Here is a 16,114-nt window from a genome sequence, read left to right on the forward strand (position 1 = left end):
TGGCGTACCCCGTGCCTGAGTCGATGTCCGCGGAGGCGTTGGGCGCTGCCTTATCTATTTCTGTAGTGAATCGAAATCATCCAGCTCATGGTTTTGACGAATTGAATAGGTTTTACGCATTGAAACGCGCGTTCCAATTGCCGCTGCCTGCTTTAGCTGCGCATGACAAATTTTGTTCAAATTTGTAGACAATTTGTCTACGCAACTCCCGTATCGGCATGCCGCCTGGGTTCTTTAAGCCTCCAAGGCGCGTATTTAGATTGTTTTCACGTTTACTTCACGAGAGTGCGGATACGGCTCATCTCCGAGGGCCACTGGCGCCGCTGATGTTCCGCTACCTGCTGGCCCGGTCGAAAAAAACCCGGGAGCTGACGCTCCCGGGTTCGATGTCACGCAGCGGTTTGGACGCGGCGGCAGAGCGCGATCAGAACTCCTGCCAATCGGCGCCGCCAGCCGCAACGGCGGCGCTGGCCATTGCCACCGGTCGGTGGGTAGCCGCGCGCGGGGCCGGCGTCTTGACCGGCCGACGTGCGCTGGCGCCGGCGGCGACCGCCGACTTCGGCGCGGAAGCGCGGTGTATCACTTCCGATGCCTGCTGTTCGATCTTGAACAGCGCCACGGCCTCGCTCAGTTGACCGGCCTGATCCTCCATCGAGCGCGCCGCGGCGGTGGCTTCCTCGACCAGGGCGGCGTTCTGCTGGGTGGCTTCGTCCATCTGCATCACGGTCTGGTTGACCTGCTCGATACCGGCCGACTGCTCCTGCGAGGCGGCGGAGATCTCGCCCATGATGTCGGTGACGCGCTGCACCGAGGCGACGATCTCGTGCATGGTCTTGCCGGCCTGGTCGACCAGTGCCGAGCCGGTGGCGACGCGGCCGACCGAGTCGTCGATCAGGTCCTTGATCTCCTTGGCCGCATTCGACGAGCGCTGGGCGAGGGTGCGCACTTCGCTGGCGACCACGGCGAAACCGCGGCCCTGTTCGCCGGCCCGCGCCGCTTCCACCGCGGCGTTCAACGCCAGGATGTTGGTCTGGAAGGCGATGCCGTCGATCACCGAGATGATGTCGGCGATCTTGCGCGAGGAGGCCTCGATCCCGCTCATGGTCTCGACCACCTGGCCGACCACCGTGCCACCCTGCGAGGCGACGGACGCAGCACCGGTCGCCAGTTGATTGGCCTGGCGGGCGTGTTCGGCGTTCTGCCTGACGGTCGACGTCAACTCTTCCATCGAGGCGGCGGTTTCTTCCAGGCTCGCCGCCTGCTGCTCGGTGCGGCGCGACAGGTCGTCGTTGCCGGTGGCGATCTCGGCGGCGGCGCCGTTGATGCTCACCGCCGCGGTCTGGATGCGCGCGACGATCGCCGCGAGCTGTTCGGTGGTGGCGTTGGCATCGTCGCGCATGGTCGCGAACACGCCCTGGAAGTCGCCGTGCATGCGCGCGGTCAAGTCGCCGGCGGCGATCGACTGCAACAGCGACGACAGCGCCTGCAGGTTGCCGTCGGCGGTGGCCATCAGCTGGTTGAGGCTGTCGACCATCAGGCGGAAGTCGTACTGGAAGCGTTCGGCATCGCCGCGCACGCTGAAGTCACCCGCGGCGGCGGCGCCGGCCAGGTGCTTGATCTCGCTGTTCATGGCGGTCAGGTTGTGCTTGACCGTGTCCATCGTCTCGGTGAGGCGGGCTTTTTCGCCGGGCAGGCGGTCCATGTCCTCGGACAGGTCGCCGATGGCGTAACGGCCCATGATCTGCGCCAAACGCTCGGTCACGGCGATGTGCGCAGCGGCCAGGGCATTGCTGTCGCGGACCATGCGCCCGTAGTCGCCGGGGAAGGTGCTTTCGTCCATGCGGTAGCTGATCTGGCCGGCGTCGTGGCGCTGCGCCATCTCCGCCTGCGCGGCGAGCACCGCCTGCAACTGCTGCTGCATGCGGCCCATGGCGTTCAACAGGCGACCGGTTTCATCGCGGGCCTCGGTGCGCACGGCGTTGTGCATGTCGCCATTGGCGATCGCTTCGGCAGTGCGCGTGGCCAGGCGCAGCGGCGCGGTCAGGCTGCGGGTGATGGTCAGTGCCAGCAAGGCGCTGAGTGCCAGGGCCAGCACGGTGCCGCCGATCAGCAGCATGCGCCCGCGATGCATCGCCTCCAACGCCGCTTGGTAGCCGGCAGCGGCTTGCGCTTTCTGGCGGTCGGCGAACTCGCGGATCTTGCCCTGCCACGCCAGCGTCGCCGGCAGCGCTTGCTGATTCAGCATTTCCGCCGCCTGGGCGGTCTCGCCTTTCTCGCCGAGCGCCACGATGGCGTCGTTGATGGTCTTGGCGGTGGCGCGCTTGGCGTCCATCTCGGCGCGGATCGCCCGTCCGGCGGCGGTGCTGGACAGCTTGTCAATCTTGGCGCGGGCCTCGGCGTAGCGCTCGCGTTGGCGATTGAAGGTGTCCAGCGCCTCTTGCCGCATCGCGGCGTTGGTGGAGGTGGTGTAGGTGCTCAACGCGACCAGCACGGAGGCATTGGCGTCGAGCATCTGGTTGCTGAATTCGATCTTCGCCATGCGGTCCAGCACGATCATGTCCAGGTGCTTGCGCGCCTCGGCCATGCCGGACAGCCCGATGATCACCAGGACCACCGAAAGAAGAATCAGCAGGCCGAAGGCCGCCGACAGGCGGACACCGACGTTGTAGCGTTGCAGAAAGCGGATCATTTCAATCTCCAAGGAACGAAACAGGCAGGTCGGCGCGCAGGGATGCGGCGTCGGCGGTTGACGCGGGCAGACGCGCACGGCCGGTGCTGACCACGGCGGCAGTCACATGGCGTGATGACTGGCAATGCGACAGGCAGGTCGTGCGCAAGCGCCGCAATCGCGACGGTGGCCATGGCGTTGGCATGCCCGAGTTGCGCCTGTAATCGCCGGCGGCGTCGGCTGGTCGCTCGGTGGATGCGTCTTCGGTGTCGCAAGACCGCATGCATGGTGGGCCCCCGTGTACGAATGAAGGAACGAAGCGCGTTGTGGCGCGCCGGGGATCCGGGGTGTGGGCAAGCTGACGAAACGTGTGGCGAAAGCACTGCAAGTCGAACACGCGCGCGAGCCGAGGGCAGGCGCGAAAAAGAACAGTCGTCAGGGCTGCGTTCTTCCCCGTTCGGTTTGCGAGTTCAGCGACCGGTGCATGCACCGATCGATCCCTCTGAAGCGTCGGCGGACCTCCCCAGGCCATGCCGACACGCACGGATGTAGACAAAAAACGTGCACTCAATCTGATATCGACGGCGGCACGGGATTCTTGAGCCACAGTGCGGTCGTGCCGCGCAGAGCGGCGGCGCGTGGCGCGCTGGATGCACGCTGGCGTGGATGGTGTTGCCGAACGCGCCGTCCGACAGCGCTTGCAACCTGGTGCAGGCAGGTGCCTCCCGCCAATGCTGCGTGTTCGACGGTTTCCGCGGTACTCGCAGCACTGCGCGTTGATGGAGGTGGCATCTGCCATGGCGAGCCGCACTGACATCCTCTGCATCGCGCATCTGTCGAGCGGCCATGCAGTGCACGGCCGCTCGATGACGTGACGGTGCCAGGACTCAGAATTCCTGCCAGTCGCTGCTGGTCGCCTGTGCAAGCGCAACGGACTGCGCCGGGGCCGGCCGCGACCTGCGTGGCGGTGCAGGCGCCACGCTGCGTGGGGCAGGGCGGGGCGTCGGCGCAAGTCCGATCGGCGTAATCGCCGGCAGGGTGTCCAACTTGAACACCGACACGGCGTCCTGCAACTGCGTGGCCTGTTCTTCCATCGAACGTGCGGCGGCAGTGGCTTCTTCCACCAGCGCCGCGTTCTGCTGGGTGGTCTCGTCCATCTGCATCACGGTCTGGTTGACCTGCTCGATGCCGGCGGACTGTTCCTGCGAGGCGGCCGAGATCTCGCCCATGATGTCGGTCACGCGCTGCACCGAGCTCACGATCTCGCTCATGGTCTTGCCGGCCTGGTCGACCAGGGCCGAGCCTTCGGCAACGCGATTCACCGAGTCGTCGATCAGGTCCTTGATCTCCTTGGCGGCACTGGCCGAGCGCTGGGCGAGGGTGCGCACTTCGCTGGCGACCACCGCGAAGCCACGCCCCTGGTCGCCGGCACGCGCCGCTTCCACCGCCGCGTTCAAGGCCAGGATGTTGGTCTGGAAGGCGATGCCATCGATGACGCCGATGATGTCGCCGATTTTCTTCGAGGAGGCCTCGATGCCGCTCATGGTCTGCACCACCTGGCCGACCACGCTGCCGCCTTGTGAGGCCACCGCCGCCGCGCCGCTGGCGAGCTGATTGGCCTGGCGCGCATGTTCGGCGTTCTGTTTGACCGTGGAAGTCAGTTCCTCCATCGAGGCCGCGGTTTCTTCCAGGCTGGCAGCCTGCTGTTCGGTACGGCGCGACAGGTCGTCGTTGCCGGTGGCGATCTCGCTAGCCGCGGCATTGATGCTGACCGCCGCGGTCTGGATGCGGCCGACGATGCCGGTCAGCTGGTCGGCAGTGGCATTGGCATCGTCGCGCATGGTGGCGAAGACGCCATGGAACTCGCCGTCCATGCGCGCGGTCAGGTCGCCCGCGGCAATGGACTGCAGCAGGGCGGACAGCTTGCCCAGGTTGCGATCGCTGACGTCCATCATCGCATTGAGGTCCTGCACCATCAGCCGGAAGTCGTGCTGGAAGTGCGCCGCATCGCCGCGGGCGCTGAAGTCGCCGGCGGCGGCCGCCGCGGCCAGGCGCTTGATCTCGGTGTTGATCGCCAACAGGCTGGCCTTGGCCGCGTCCATCGATTCGTGCAGCACCGCACGGCTGCCGGGCAGGCGGCGCGCGTCGCGGCGCAGGTCGCCGTTGGCGTATTCGTTGAGCACGCCGATGGCGTCGACGATGGCGTCCAGGTGCTCGAACATCATGGTGTTGATGCCCTTGCTCAGCTCGCCGTACACGCCGGGGAAGTCCTGCGGCATGCGGTGGCTCATGTCCTTGTCGGCATGCAGTTCGATCATCAACGCGGTTTCGCTGGAGAAGCGCCGCAACTGCGTCTGCATCCGATCCATCGCCAGCAGCAGGCGGCCGGGTTCGTCGCGTGCGTCGGTGGTCACGTCGTTGTCCAGGCGGCCGTCGGCGATGGCCTCGGCGGCGCGGGTGGCGCGGCCCAGCGGGCCGGTCAGGCTGCGGGTGATGGTCCAGGCCAGCAGTCCACTGACCAGCAGGACGGCCACGCCCCCAGCGATCAGCATGTTGCGGCCCCGTGCCATCGCCTGGGTGGCGTTGGCGTACGCGGCTGCCGTCTCCTGTTCCTGCAAGGCCACGTTCTCGCGGATCTTGGCCTGCAGGGCGGCCGTCACCGGCCTGGCCTTCTCGTTCAGCAGCGTTTGCGCTTCGGCATTATGGTTGGCGGTGGCGAAGGCGATCACCTGGTCGTTGAGCTTGCCTGCAACGACGCGCTGCGCATCGATGTCCGCACGCAATTTCTTCACGCTTGCGTTGGATGGCGGGAATCCATCGAGTTCCTTGCGCAAGTCGGTGTATCGCTGACGCGCCTGCTGGACTTCGGCCAGTTCCTTCCGGTTGAGCGCCTCGTCGGACACCATGCTCAACGCACTCAACGCGAGCAGGATGCGGGTGTTGGCGTCGAGCATGCCGTTGCTGATCCGGATTTTCTCGACGTTGACCTCGACGATGTGACGCAACTCGCTGCGCGCTTGCGCGATGGAAACCAGGCCGGCGGCGACCAGCAGGCAGGACAGCACGATGAGTAGACCAAAACCGCCGCCGAGGCGGCGGCCCACGTTGTAGCGTTGCAAGAACGACGTCATGTTGAACCCCCTGAGAATGGACAAGTCATTGCGTGTTCGTACGAGGGGACACCGATCGTGATGCTGGCTTCATCTGTGATGAAATGCGCGAATTGAACGGAGGGCGTGCGGAACACCCGCTCAAACGGCGCCAACATCACACACGATGCGTTTTCCCCTTTCCTGCAGCATGGCTTCAGCGATCGGCATCTGCTCCGATCGATCCCCCCTGGAGTGCCGGCTCCACCTCCCCAGGTGTCACCAGTGCGCACGTGTAGACAAAAAGTGTGCGCTACATTGCTATCGGCAGCTGTGCTGCGTTCTTTAGCGCTTTTTTTGGCTTTCGTACGTCGTGTGCGAGTGGCGCAGCGCCATCGCCTATGCAGCGCATGTTGGCCGCGCGGGCGGCGGCCATGCCCGGAGCGGCGGATCGGCCGGAGACACGGCAAACAAAAGCCCCGACATCGCTGCCGGGGCTCGTGTATGGCGTGACACGGGAGGGCGAGGCGATCAGGCCGCCTGCTGCACCCGCAGCGAGCGGACCAGGCCGCCGATGTCCACGATCAGGGCGACGCGGCCGTCGCCGAGGATGGTGGCACCGGAGATGCCGCTGATGCGCCGGTAGTTGTTCTCGATGTTCTTGACCACTACCTGCTGCTGGCCGATCAGCTCGTCCACTTCCAGCGCCAGCTTCTGCCCATCGGCCTCGACCACCACCACCAGCGGCTCTTCGCTCTGCTCGATGCGGCCGAAGCCGTAGGAGTCGCTGAGCGAGAGGATCGGCAGGTATTCGCCACGGACCCGCAGCACGCGGCCTTCGCCGGCCATGGTGCGGATGTCGTCGGCCTTGGGCTGCAGCGCCTCGATGACGTAGGCCAGCGGCAGGATCAGGGTCTCGCCGGACACCGCCACGGTCATGCCGTCGAGGATGGCCAGGGTCAGCGGCAGGCGGATCAGCACGCGGGTGCCGCGGCCGGATTCGCTTTCCAGTTGCACTTCGCCGCCCAGGCCCTGGATGTTGCGGCGGACCACGTCCATGCCGACGCCACGGCCGGACAGGTCGGTGACCGCATCGGCGGTGGAGAAGCCGGGGGCGAAGATCAGGTCCCAGACCTGCGCATCGCTCGGGTTGTCCGGCACGGCGATGCCGCGTTCGGCGGCCTTGGCCAGGATACGGTTGCGGTTGAGGCCGGCGCCGTCGTCGCTGACTTCGATGACGATGTGGCCGCCCTGGTGCGACGCGGCCAGGGTGATGGTGCCGGTCTCGTCCTTGCCGGCGGCGCGGCGCGCCTCCGGCAGTTCCAGGCCGTGGTCGATCGAGTTGCGCACCAGGTGCACCAGCGGATCGGCGATCTTCTCGATCAGGCCCTTGTCCAGCTCGGTCCCCTCGCCAATCGTGCGCAGGCGCACCTGCTTGCCGAGGCGGGTGGACAGGTCGCGGACCAGGCGCGGGAAGCGGCGGAACACCGCGTCCACCGGCAGCATGCGCACGCCGATCACCGCTTCCTGCAGGTCGCGGGTGTTGCGTTCGAGCAGATCCAGGCCGGCGAACAGGCGTTCGGCCACCGCCTGGTCCAGGCCGGTGGAGACCTGCTTGAGCATGGCCTGGGTGATGACCAGTTCGCCGACCAGGTTGATCAGCGCATCGACCTTGTCGACGCTGACGCGGATCGAGCTTTCCGCTTCGTGCGCGGCGGCAGCATTGCCGGCCGGGGCATTGGCGGCCACAGCCGCGGCCGGCGCGGCGGTGGCGGCGGTCGGTGGCGCGGTCAGCACCGGCGCCGGTGCGGTGGCCAGGCTCGGCGGCGGCACCGGACGGATCTCCAGTTCGCAGTCGTCGATGACCCAGGCGAAGGTGTCTTCGATCGCGCTGCGCGGAATCTTGCCGACCAGGCCCAGGTCCCAGGCGAGGTAGGCCTCGAGCGGGTCGAGTTCGGCGAAGCCGGGCAGGCGCGTGCTGCGGCAGGCGACCTGCAGCGGGCCGAGGTGTTCGAGTTCGCGGATGATGCGCAGCGGGTCGTTGCCGCTCATGAACAGCGACGGCGCCGGGGTGAAGCCGATCTGCCAGGCTTCCGGCTCGGCCGGCTGGTTCGCCGCCGGGGTGGCGGCAGCCGGCGCGGCGGGGCCGCCGTTCAACGCGTGCTGCAGGCGCTCGTGCACGGCCTTGACCGCGGCCGGATCGGCCGGGACGCCGTGTTCGGCTTCGCGCAGCAGGGCGCGCAGCACGTCCACCGAGCCGAGGATGGCGTCGATCGCGTGCGCTTCGACTTCGCGCTTGCCGGCGCGCAGCTCGTCGAGCAGCGTCTCCAGCACGTGGGTGAGGCCGGCCATCGCTTCGAAGCCGAAGGTAGCGGCGCCGCCCTTGATCGAGTGCGCGGCGCGGAACACCGAGTTGATGGTCTCGGGGTCGCGATTGCCTTCTTCCAACGACAGCAATCCGGCTTCCATCGCGTCCAGCCCTTCGCGGCTTTCCTCGAAGAAGGTGGCGTGGAAACGCTGCAGGTCCATGCTCATGGGGCGGGAATCCGGAAAAGGTGGAGAGGGATCAGCCCAGGACTTTCTGGACGGTGGCGATCAGCTGTTCGGGATTGAACGGCTTGACCAGCCAGCCGGTGGCGCCGGCCGCCTTGCCCTCGGACTTCTTCTCCGCCGCCGACTCGGTGGTCAGCATCAGCATCGGGGTGAACTTGTAGTCCGGCAGCTGCCGCAGTTCGCGGATCAGGGTGATGCCGTCCATGTTCGGCATGTTGACGTCGGTGACCACCGCGTTGAAGCGCTGGCCCTTGGCGCGGCCCAGCGCGACCGCGCCGTCTTCTGCTTCTTCGACGGCAAAGCCGGCCGAGGTGAGGGCGAAGGAGACCATCTGGCGCATCGACGCCGAATCGTCCACTACCAAGATACGTGCGCTCATGCCGCGTTCTCCACAGATTTCAGATTGTCAGGGGTTGCAGGAAGGCCCAGCGATTCGCTGACTCCTAGCAGGCGGGCCGCGTCGCGAAAGGTCGCGTTGCAGGCCTCGAATTCGGTGCGCTTGCCGTCCTTGCGGCGGGCATCGACGAATGCGCACAGCACCTGTACGGACGCGGTATGGATGCGGCGCACTTCGCCGGCGTCCAGTCGCAGCACGTCGTCCGACGCAAGGAACGCGGTCAGGCGTTGTTTCAGGTCGGCGCTGGTCTCGATACCGAGATCTTCGCCAAGGGGGACTGTGCTCATCATTGCTCCGCACCAATGGTTCTATGGCAGATAACGGCCGTGGCCTGAAAAGCTTTAGCGGCGGTTGGAAAGTGCGGCACCGTTCCCAGTTGCCGCCCGCCGCGCGGGTCAGTGCAGCAGTTGCTCGGCGTCGAGCAGGATCATCGGCTGTTGCGCCAGCCGCGCCACGCCGCGGAACAGATGGTTGGAAATGCGGCAGATGCGGGCGTTGTCCGGCGGCTCGATCTGCTGGTCGCTGAGGCTGGCCACGTCTTCCACCGCGGACACGCGCAGGCCCAGGGTCTCGCCGTTCTCTTCCAGCACCACCACCCGGGTGAGCATGTCCATCTCGATCGGGGCCGCGCCCAGGTGGACGCCCAGGTCGAGCACCGGCACCACCTGGCCGCGCAGGTTCATGATGCCGAGCATGGCCGGCGGGGTGCCGCGCAGCGCCAGCAGCGGCACCGGCAGCACCACTTCCTGCACCTTCAGCAGCTCCAGCGCGTAGGCCTGCTCGCCGCAGCGCAGGCGCAGCCAGCGGGTGCGGCGCTCGGCCAGGCGTTCGGGCGCGATGGCCGAGCCGTGCGGCACGCTCGGCGCCATGAAGGCCTGCAGATTCGGCGGCAACTTGGCGCCGGCCGCCTGGGCGCGGCTGGCCTCGGCACGGCGTTCCGGCGGCACCGCCATCGGCGGGCGCTTGACCGCGCGCGCGGCGGCGGCATCGTCTTCGGCGGCCAGATCGCGCGGCACTGCGGCACGCTGCCGCTCCATCGCCGCGACCGCGTCCAGGTCGGCCTGGCGCTCGGCCTGCTGGGCCGGCGTCAGCGCGGCAGGCGCGGGCGCGTCCTGCGACATGATGCCGGCCAGGGCCGGATCGGAGTCGGCCTCGGCCAGGACCGCAGCGGCGATTTCTTCGGGTGTCGGGCCGGCCGTGGCGGGCGCGAGCGCCTGCTGCGACATGATGCCGGCCAGGGCCGGATCGGAATCGGCTTCGGCCAGGACCGCGGCGGCGATCTGCTCGGGCGTCGGGCCGGCCGGGGCGGGCGCGAGTGCTTGCTGCGACATGATGCCGGCCAGGGCCGGATCGGAGTCGGCCTCGGCCAGGACCGCGGCGGCGATTTCTTCGGGTGTCGGGCCGGCCGTGGCGGGCGCGAGCGCCTGCTGCGACATGATGCCGGCCAGGGCCGGATCGGCATCGGCTTCGGCCAGGACCGCGGCGGCGATTTCTTCGGGCGTCGGGCCGGCCGGGGCGGGCGCGAGTGCTTGCTGCGACATGATGCCGGCCAGGGCCGGATCGGCGTCCGCCTCGGCCAGGACCGCGGCAGCGATCTGTTCGGGTGTCGGGCCGGCCACCGCGGGCGCCGGAGTCTCGGTTTCCGCTTCCACGTCGGCGACTGCGACCGGCGCGGGACTCGGCGGCACCGCCTTCTGCTCCTCGGCGATCACGTCGTGGAGCAGGCCTTCCAGGTAATCGTCGATGATCCCGGGGGTGCTCATGCGGCTTGCTCCATCGGCGTGGCGTCGCTGGCGATCAGCCATTCCAGCGCGCGGCGGTAGGCGGCCAGGCCACGGCCGGGGTAGTCGCCCGGCACGCTAGCCACGGTCAGCGCCTTGACGTTGCAGATCTTGGTGTCGACCGGGATCGCGTCTTCCCACACCCGCTCGCCGTAGCTGTCCTGCATCTGCCGCAGGGTCTCGTTGCCGGCACGGGTACGCTTGTCGAACAGGGTCGGCAGGATCGAGGCGGGCAGCGGCCGACGCCGCGAGCGCTCGACCATGTCCACGGTGCGGACCATGCTGGCCAGGCCGTGCAGGGCCAGCGGCTCGGCCTGGGTCGGGATGATCACCCGGTCGGCCGCGGCCAGCGCGTTGATCATCAGCAGGCCCAGGGTCGGCGGGCAGTCGAGCAGGATGTAGTCGTGCTGGCCGGCATGGCGGGCCATGGCCTGCTGCAGCGCCAGCCCCAGGCCAGGCTGGTTGGCGCTGCGCCGTTCCAGCGTGGCCAGCGCGGTCTGCCCGCAGACGAAGCTCAGGCGCTCGACCGCGGTGTCGCGGGCCAGCGCGGCGAGTTCGCCCGGCGGGGTCGCGAACAGGTCGAGCACGCCCGGCGGCTGCGGTTCCTGGGGCACGTCGAAGGCCCGGGTCAGCGAGGCGTGCGGATCGAGATCGAGCATCAGCACACGGTGCCCGAGCATGGCCAGCCCACGGCCCAGGGCCAGCGTGGTGGTGGTCTTGCCCACGCCACCTTTCTGGTTGGCGATCGCCCAGATGCGCATCAGTTGACTCCTTCAATGGCAGGTGCTGCACGGGGGCTGCCAGCATTGCCGGCGGCCGCCGCGGCGGGGGGTGTCGGGGTGGCCGGCGCGGCGCCGGCACTCAAACGGTCGGTGGCCGACGGCGTCGGATCGGTGCTGTCGCCGGAATCGGCCAGGATCACCAGCACCACCCGGCGGTTGGCGTTGCGGCCGGCCGGGGTGTCGTTGCTGGCGCGCGGGCGGAACTGGCCGTAACCGATCATCGACAGCCGCGAGGGCTGCAGGCCCTGGTCGGCGAACAGGTGGACCACGCTGGCCGCGCGCGCCGCCGACAGTTCCCAGTTCGACGGGAACTGCAAGGTCGCGATCGGGGTGTTGTCGGTGTAGCCCTCCACGCGCACCCCGTTGGGCACGCCGGCCAGCACCTGCGCCAGTTCCGCCAGGGTGGCACGCGCGCTCTGGTCGAGCGCGGCCGAGCCGGAGCCGAACAGGATGTCGCTGTTGATCTCCACTTCGATCCACAGCCCGGCGCGGCGCACGGTGATCAGCTTCTTCTGGATCAGCGGCGCCAATGCGGCGCCGAGGCGGTCGGCGATGCTGTCGAGCTGGCGCTGCGCGCGGCGCAGTTGCTGCGCGTCGCGTAGGTCGTCGCCGCGCTGCGCGGTGCCCGAGGGCAGGCGGTTGGGATCGGGCAGGGTCAGCGCCGGGCTGGACTTGATCGGGGTCGGGCGATCGCCGCCCTGGCCCTGCAGCGCCTGATCGCCGACCTGCACCGGACGCAGGGTCTTCGGGGTGCCGCCGAATGCGGCGCTCATGGCGTCGGCCATGACCCGGTACTTGGCTTCGTTGATCGTGGACAGTGCGTACATCACCACGAAGAAAGCGAGCAGCAACGTCATCAGGTCGGCATAGGGGATGGCCCATGCCTCGTGGTTGGCGTGCTCGTCGTGGGAGTGCTTGCGGGCCATTGGCAACTCAATGCAAGAATCCGGCCAGTTTCGATTCGATGTTGCGCGGGTTCTCGCCCTGGGCGATGGCGATCAACCCTTCGATGATCATTTCGCGCTCGCCGCAGCTGTGCTTGATCACGCTCTTGAGCTTGGCGGCCATCGGCAGGAACAGCAGGTTGGCCGAGGCGATGCCGTAGATGGTGGCGGTGAACGCGGCGGCGATGCCGTGGCCGAGCTTGCTCGGGTCGGCCAGGTTCTTCATCACTGCGATCAGGCCCAGCACTGCGCCGATGATGCCCAGGGTCGGCGCGTAGATGCCCATGCCCTCGAACACCTTGGCCGCAGCCAGGTCGCAGTGTTCCTGGCCTTCCAGGTCGATCTCCAGCATGTGCCGGATGGCTTCCGGCTCGACGCCGTCCACCAGCATCTGCAGGCCCTTGCGCACGAACGGATCCTGCTGCTGCGGCACCTGGTTCTCCAGGCCGAGCAGGCCCTGGCGGCGGGCGATGTTGCTCCATTCCACGATCTGCTTGAGCAGTGCCTGGCGATCGCTCGGCGGCGGCCACAGGAGCCACTTGGCGATCTGGAACGCACGCCGGAACACGGACGGCGGGGTGTGCACCAGGATCGCGGCGACGGTGCCGACGATCACGATCACGAACGCAGCCGGCGACCACAGCGCCGAAATGCCGGCGCCCTTGAGGATGCTGCCGCCGATGAGCGACAGAATCGCCAACAGCAGGCCGATGAGACTGAGCTTGTCCATGCAGGAGGTATCGGCAACGGGGCGGGGGACTTGATGGGTTGGGGATTCGGGATTCGGGATTGGGGAGTCGCAAGAGCGCGAGCGAGGCGGGTTGGTCGGTGTGTCGTAGGAGCGGCTTCAGCCGCGACGCGCTGACCTTGGCGCGTTGCCTCTGCACAATCGTTCGGATCGTGTCGGCAGGGAGCCGAGCGCCGCGCTTTATCGCCAAGCAGCGATTCCGGCTTCATGGCGTCGCGGCTGAAGCCGCTCCTACAAGGGAAGCGATGCGGCGGGGAGCCGCTTTTGCGATTCCCCAATCCCGATTCCCGAATCCCAGCCTTACCGCGTCGCGGCTAAAGCCGCTCCTACAGAGGAAAGGAGGCGCCAGGAAACCCGCTCTTACGATTCCCCAATCCCCATTCCCCAATCCCGGCTTCTCAAGCCTTCAGCCCATCCACATCCAGGATCAGCGCCAGGCGGCCGTCGCCGATGAGGGTGGCGCCGGCGTAGCCGGGCAGGCCGCGCAGGGAGCGCGGCAGCGGCTTGATCACCACTTCCTCGCGGCCGCGGACCTGGTCCACGACCAGGCCCATGCGCGATTCGCCGGCCTGCAGCACCACCACGGTGAGCAGCGGCAGTTGCGGGGCGTCGATGTTGAGCCACTGGCGCAGGTCCACCAGGGGCAGGGTGTGCGATTGCCGGTCGAGCACGGCGCGGCCGTCGAACCAGCCAAGCGAGCGGCGCGGCGCATGCAGCACTTCCACCACGCGCGCCAGCGGCAGCGCATAGACGGTGTCACCGGCCTGCACCAGCAGGGTCGGCAGGATCGCCAGGGTCAGCGGCACGCGGATCAGGAAGCGGCTGCCGCGGCCCAGTTCCGACTGGATCTGGATCTGGCCGCTGAGTTCGCGGATGCGCGACTGCACCACGTCCATGCCGACGCCGCGGCCGGAGATGTCGGTGACTTCCGACTTGGTCGAGAAGCCGGGCAGGAACACCAGGTGCAGGCATTCCTCGGTGCTGAGGCGGGCGGCGGCCTCGGGATCGATCAGGCCCTTCTCGCGCGCCTTGGCGCGCAGCCGCTCGGGGTCGATGCCGGCGCCGTCGTCCTGCACCTCGATGCTGACGTAGTCGCCTTCCTGCTGCGCCGACAGGCGCACGTGGCCGCCGCGCGGCTTGCCGGTGGCTTCGCGCAGCGCCGGCGCTTCGATGCCGTGGTCGATCGCGTTGCGCACCAGGTGCACCAGCGGATCGGCCAGCGCCTCGACCAGGTTGCGGTCCAGTTCGGTGTCGGCGCCGATCAGCTCCAGCTCCACTTCCTTGTTGAGCGAGCGGGCGACGTCGCGCGCCACCTTGGGGAAGCGCGAGAACACCTTGCCGACCGGCTGCATGCGCGTGCGCATCACCGCCGACTGCAGGCGCGCGGTGGCGATGTCCAGGCTGCTGACCGCACGGTCCAGTTCCTCGTCGCGCAGGCGCACGCGCAGGGTCTTGAGGCGGTTGCGCGAGAGCACCAGTTCGCCGATCAGGTTGACGATCGCGTCCAGGCGCTTGGTGTCCACGCGCACGGTGTGTTCGGGTTCGGCGGCCTTGGCCGGGGCGGCGGCCTTGGGCGCGGCGCTGGGCGCGCGCGGCGCCGGCTGCAGCGCCTGCGGTGTGGCCGTCGGCGGCGCATCGCCGTGCAACTGGTCCAGCAGCGCCTCGAATTCGTCGTCGCTGATCAGATCCCCCGCAGCCGCGGCGGTGGCCGGTACGGCGGCGGGTGCCGGCGCGGTGCTCTTGGCCGGCGCCGGGGCGGCGTCGCCGTGCGCATCGAACTGCGCGATCAGTTCCGTCGGCGCGCGTGGCGGCTCCTGGCCGCTGCCGAAGGCGTCGAGCATCGACTGCAGGTAGTCCAGCGACTGCTGCGCGGCGTCGAAGTGCCGCGCCTGCAGGATGGCCTGGCCGGCGCGGGCCATGCCCAGGGTTTCTTCGGCGGCGTGGCACAGCTCGACCATGGCGTTGATCGCCAGGAAGCCGGCGCCGCCCTTGAGCGTATGGAAGCCGCGGAACACGGCGTTGAGCTGGCCGCTGTCCTCGGGCGCCTGCTCCAGCGACACCAACTGCTCGCCGAGCCGGTCCAGGATTTCCTGGGCCTCGATGATGAAGTCGGCAGCGATGTCGTCGGGTACGGCGCTCATGGCATTACAGTCCCAGGCCCGAGAGCAGGTCGTCGGCGTCGTTCTGCGACACGCCGTGGCGGTCCAGGCCGGGCAGGGCCGGGCCGGCCAGGCCGCCGTCGGCCTTCTTGTTTTCTTCCTTCGGCGGCAAACCCAGTGCGCCGAAACCCTCATGCACGCGGCGCACGATGCCGGCGACGCGGCGGATGATCTGCCCGGTCAGGTCCTGGAAGCTCTGCGCCAGGGCCATCTCGGTGAGGTTGTGGCGGATCTTGTCGAGGATCTCGCTCTGGTCGCCGCTGAGGCCGCCGGCGGCCAGCTGGTTGGCCAGCGTGCGGCATTCCTCGGCCAGGTCCAGGGTGCGGTGGCTGGCCTGTTCGGTCATCTCCACCACGTGGTCCAGGCGCGAGCAGGCGTCGTCCAGTTCGCCGGCCTCGCTGGGTACCACCGGCAGTTCGCCGAGCGCCTGGCCCAGATCGCGCGCGAGCCGGCTCAGGCCCTGCATCATCGGCCGCGTCCGCCAGGCGGCGAGGGTGTCGATTTCCCGGCGCCAGCCGGCCTCGTCGCCATTCTCCAGCGCGTCCAGCGCGCCTTGCAGGCGTTCGATCAGGGCGGTACGTTCGGCGGTGGCTTCCATTTAGGCGGTCGCCCCCAGGCGCTCGAAGATCTTGCCCAGCTTCTCCTGCAGCGTCTGCGCGGTGAACGGCTTGATGATGTAGCCGTTCACGCCGCACTGCGCGGCCTCGATGATCTGCTCGCGCTTGGCCTCGGCGGTGACCATCAGCACCGGCAGGTGCTTGAGCTTGTCGTCGGCGCGGATGTTGCGCAGCAGATCGATGCCGGTCATGCCCGGCATGTTCCAGTCGGTGACCACGAACTCGAACGGCGCCGAGCGCAGCGCGGCCAGGGCGCTGTTGCCGTCTTCGGCCTCGGCGGTGTTGGTGAAGCCCAGATCGCCGAGCAGATTCTTGACGATGCGTCGCATCGTCGAGAAATCGTCCACGATCAAAATCCGCATGTTCTTGTTCACCA

12 protein-coding genes are annotated in these 16,114 nt (G+C 68.2%); all 12 read right to left on the reverse strand.

The features are described from left to right. Window positions 1-424: 424 nt before the first annotated feature. A complete protein-coding gene (locus GGR71_RS11535; protein WP_160958698.1) occupies window positions 425-2,689 on the reverse strand; it encodes a methyl-accepting chemotaxis protein in 2,265 nt (754 codons plus the stop codon). An 866-nt stretch (window positions 2,690-3,555) separates the two neighbouring features. Next, window positions 3,556-5,799: a methyl-accepting chemotaxis protein gene (locus GGR71_RS11540; RefSeq protein ID WP_160958699.1), complete on the reverse strand. Its 2,244-nt coding sequence runs from the start codon at window positions 5,797-5,799 to the stop codon at window positions 3,556-3,558. A gap of 489 nt (window positions 5,800-6,288) precedes the next feature. Continuing rightward, window positions 6,289-8,292 (reverse strand): chemotaxis protein CheA, encoded by a 2,004-nt coding sequence (locus GGR71_RS11545; protein WP_043091955.1) that lies wholly within the window; start codon window positions 8,290-8,292, stop codon window positions 6,289-6,291. Window positions 8,293-8,323: 31 nt separating this feature from the next. After that, entirely contained in the window at window positions 8,324-8,689 is a 366-nt protein-coding gene (locus GGR71_RS11550; protein ID WP_010341778.1) for a response regulator, read from the reverse strand. Further along, on the reverse strand, window positions 8,686-8,994 hold the full coding sequence (locus GGR71_RS11555; RefSeq protein ID WP_010341777.1) for an STAS domain-containing protein: 309 nt from the start codon (window positions 8,992-8,994) through the stop codon (window positions 8,686-8,688). Before GGR71_RS11555 ends, GGR71_RS11550 begins: the two co-directional genes overlap by 4 nt. A gap of 108 nt (window positions 8,995-9,102) precedes the next feature. Continuing rightward, complete coding sequence (locus GGR71_RS11560; protein WP_184451956.1) at window positions 9,103-10,470, reverse strand: chemotaxis protein CheW; 1,368 nt, start codon at window positions 10,468-10,470, stop codon at window positions 9,103-9,105. After that, window positions 10,467-11,249 carry a ParA family protein gene (locus tag GGR71_RS11565; RefSeq protein WP_160958702.1) on the reverse strand — a complete coding sequence of 261 codons (783 nt, stop codon included), beginning with the start codon at window positions 11,247-11,249 and terminating at the stop codon, window positions 10,467-10,469. The genes GGR71_RS11560 and GGR71_RS11565 overlap by 4 nt, the downstream gene beginning before the upstream one ends. Then, window positions 11,249-12,196 (reverse strand): flagellar motor protein MotD, encoded by a 948-nt coding sequence (gene motD / locus GGR71_RS11570; RefSeq protein WP_184451957.1) that lies wholly within the window; start codon window positions 12,194-12,196, stop codon window positions 11,249-11,251. Before motD ends, GGR71_RS11565 begins: the two co-directional genes overlap by 1 nt. Before the next feature lie 7 nt (window positions 12,197-12,203). Further along, a complete protein-coding gene (locus GGR71_RS11575; RefSeq protein ID WP_160958704.1) occupies window positions 12,204-12,944 on the reverse strand; it encodes a flagellar motor protein in 741 nt (246 codons plus the stop codon). Window positions 12,945-13,360: 416 nt separating this feature from the next. Next, the gene (locus GGR71_RS11580) at window positions 13,361-15,103 is read right to left on the reverse strand and encodes a chemotaxis protein CheA (RefSeq protein WP_160958705.1); all 1,743 of its coding nucleotides are present in this window, start codon (window positions 15,101-15,103) and stop codon (window positions 13,361-13,363) included. 4 nt (window positions 15,104-15,107) lie between these two features. Beyond that, window positions 15,108-15,719: a protein phosphatase CheZ gene (locus GGR71_RS11585; protein WP_160958706.1), complete on the reverse strand. Its 612-nt coding sequence runs from the start codon at window positions 15,717-15,719 to the stop codon at window positions 15,108-15,110. Next, a complete protein-coding gene (gene cheY, locus GGR71_RS11590) occupies window positions 15,720-16,112 on the reverse strand; it encodes a chemotaxis response regulator CheY (protein ID WP_010341542.1) in 393 nt (130 codons plus the stop codon). Between the last annotated feature and the right edge of the window lie 2 nt (window positions 16,113-16,114).

This window comes from Xanthomonas sp. F1 (assembly GCF_014199855.1).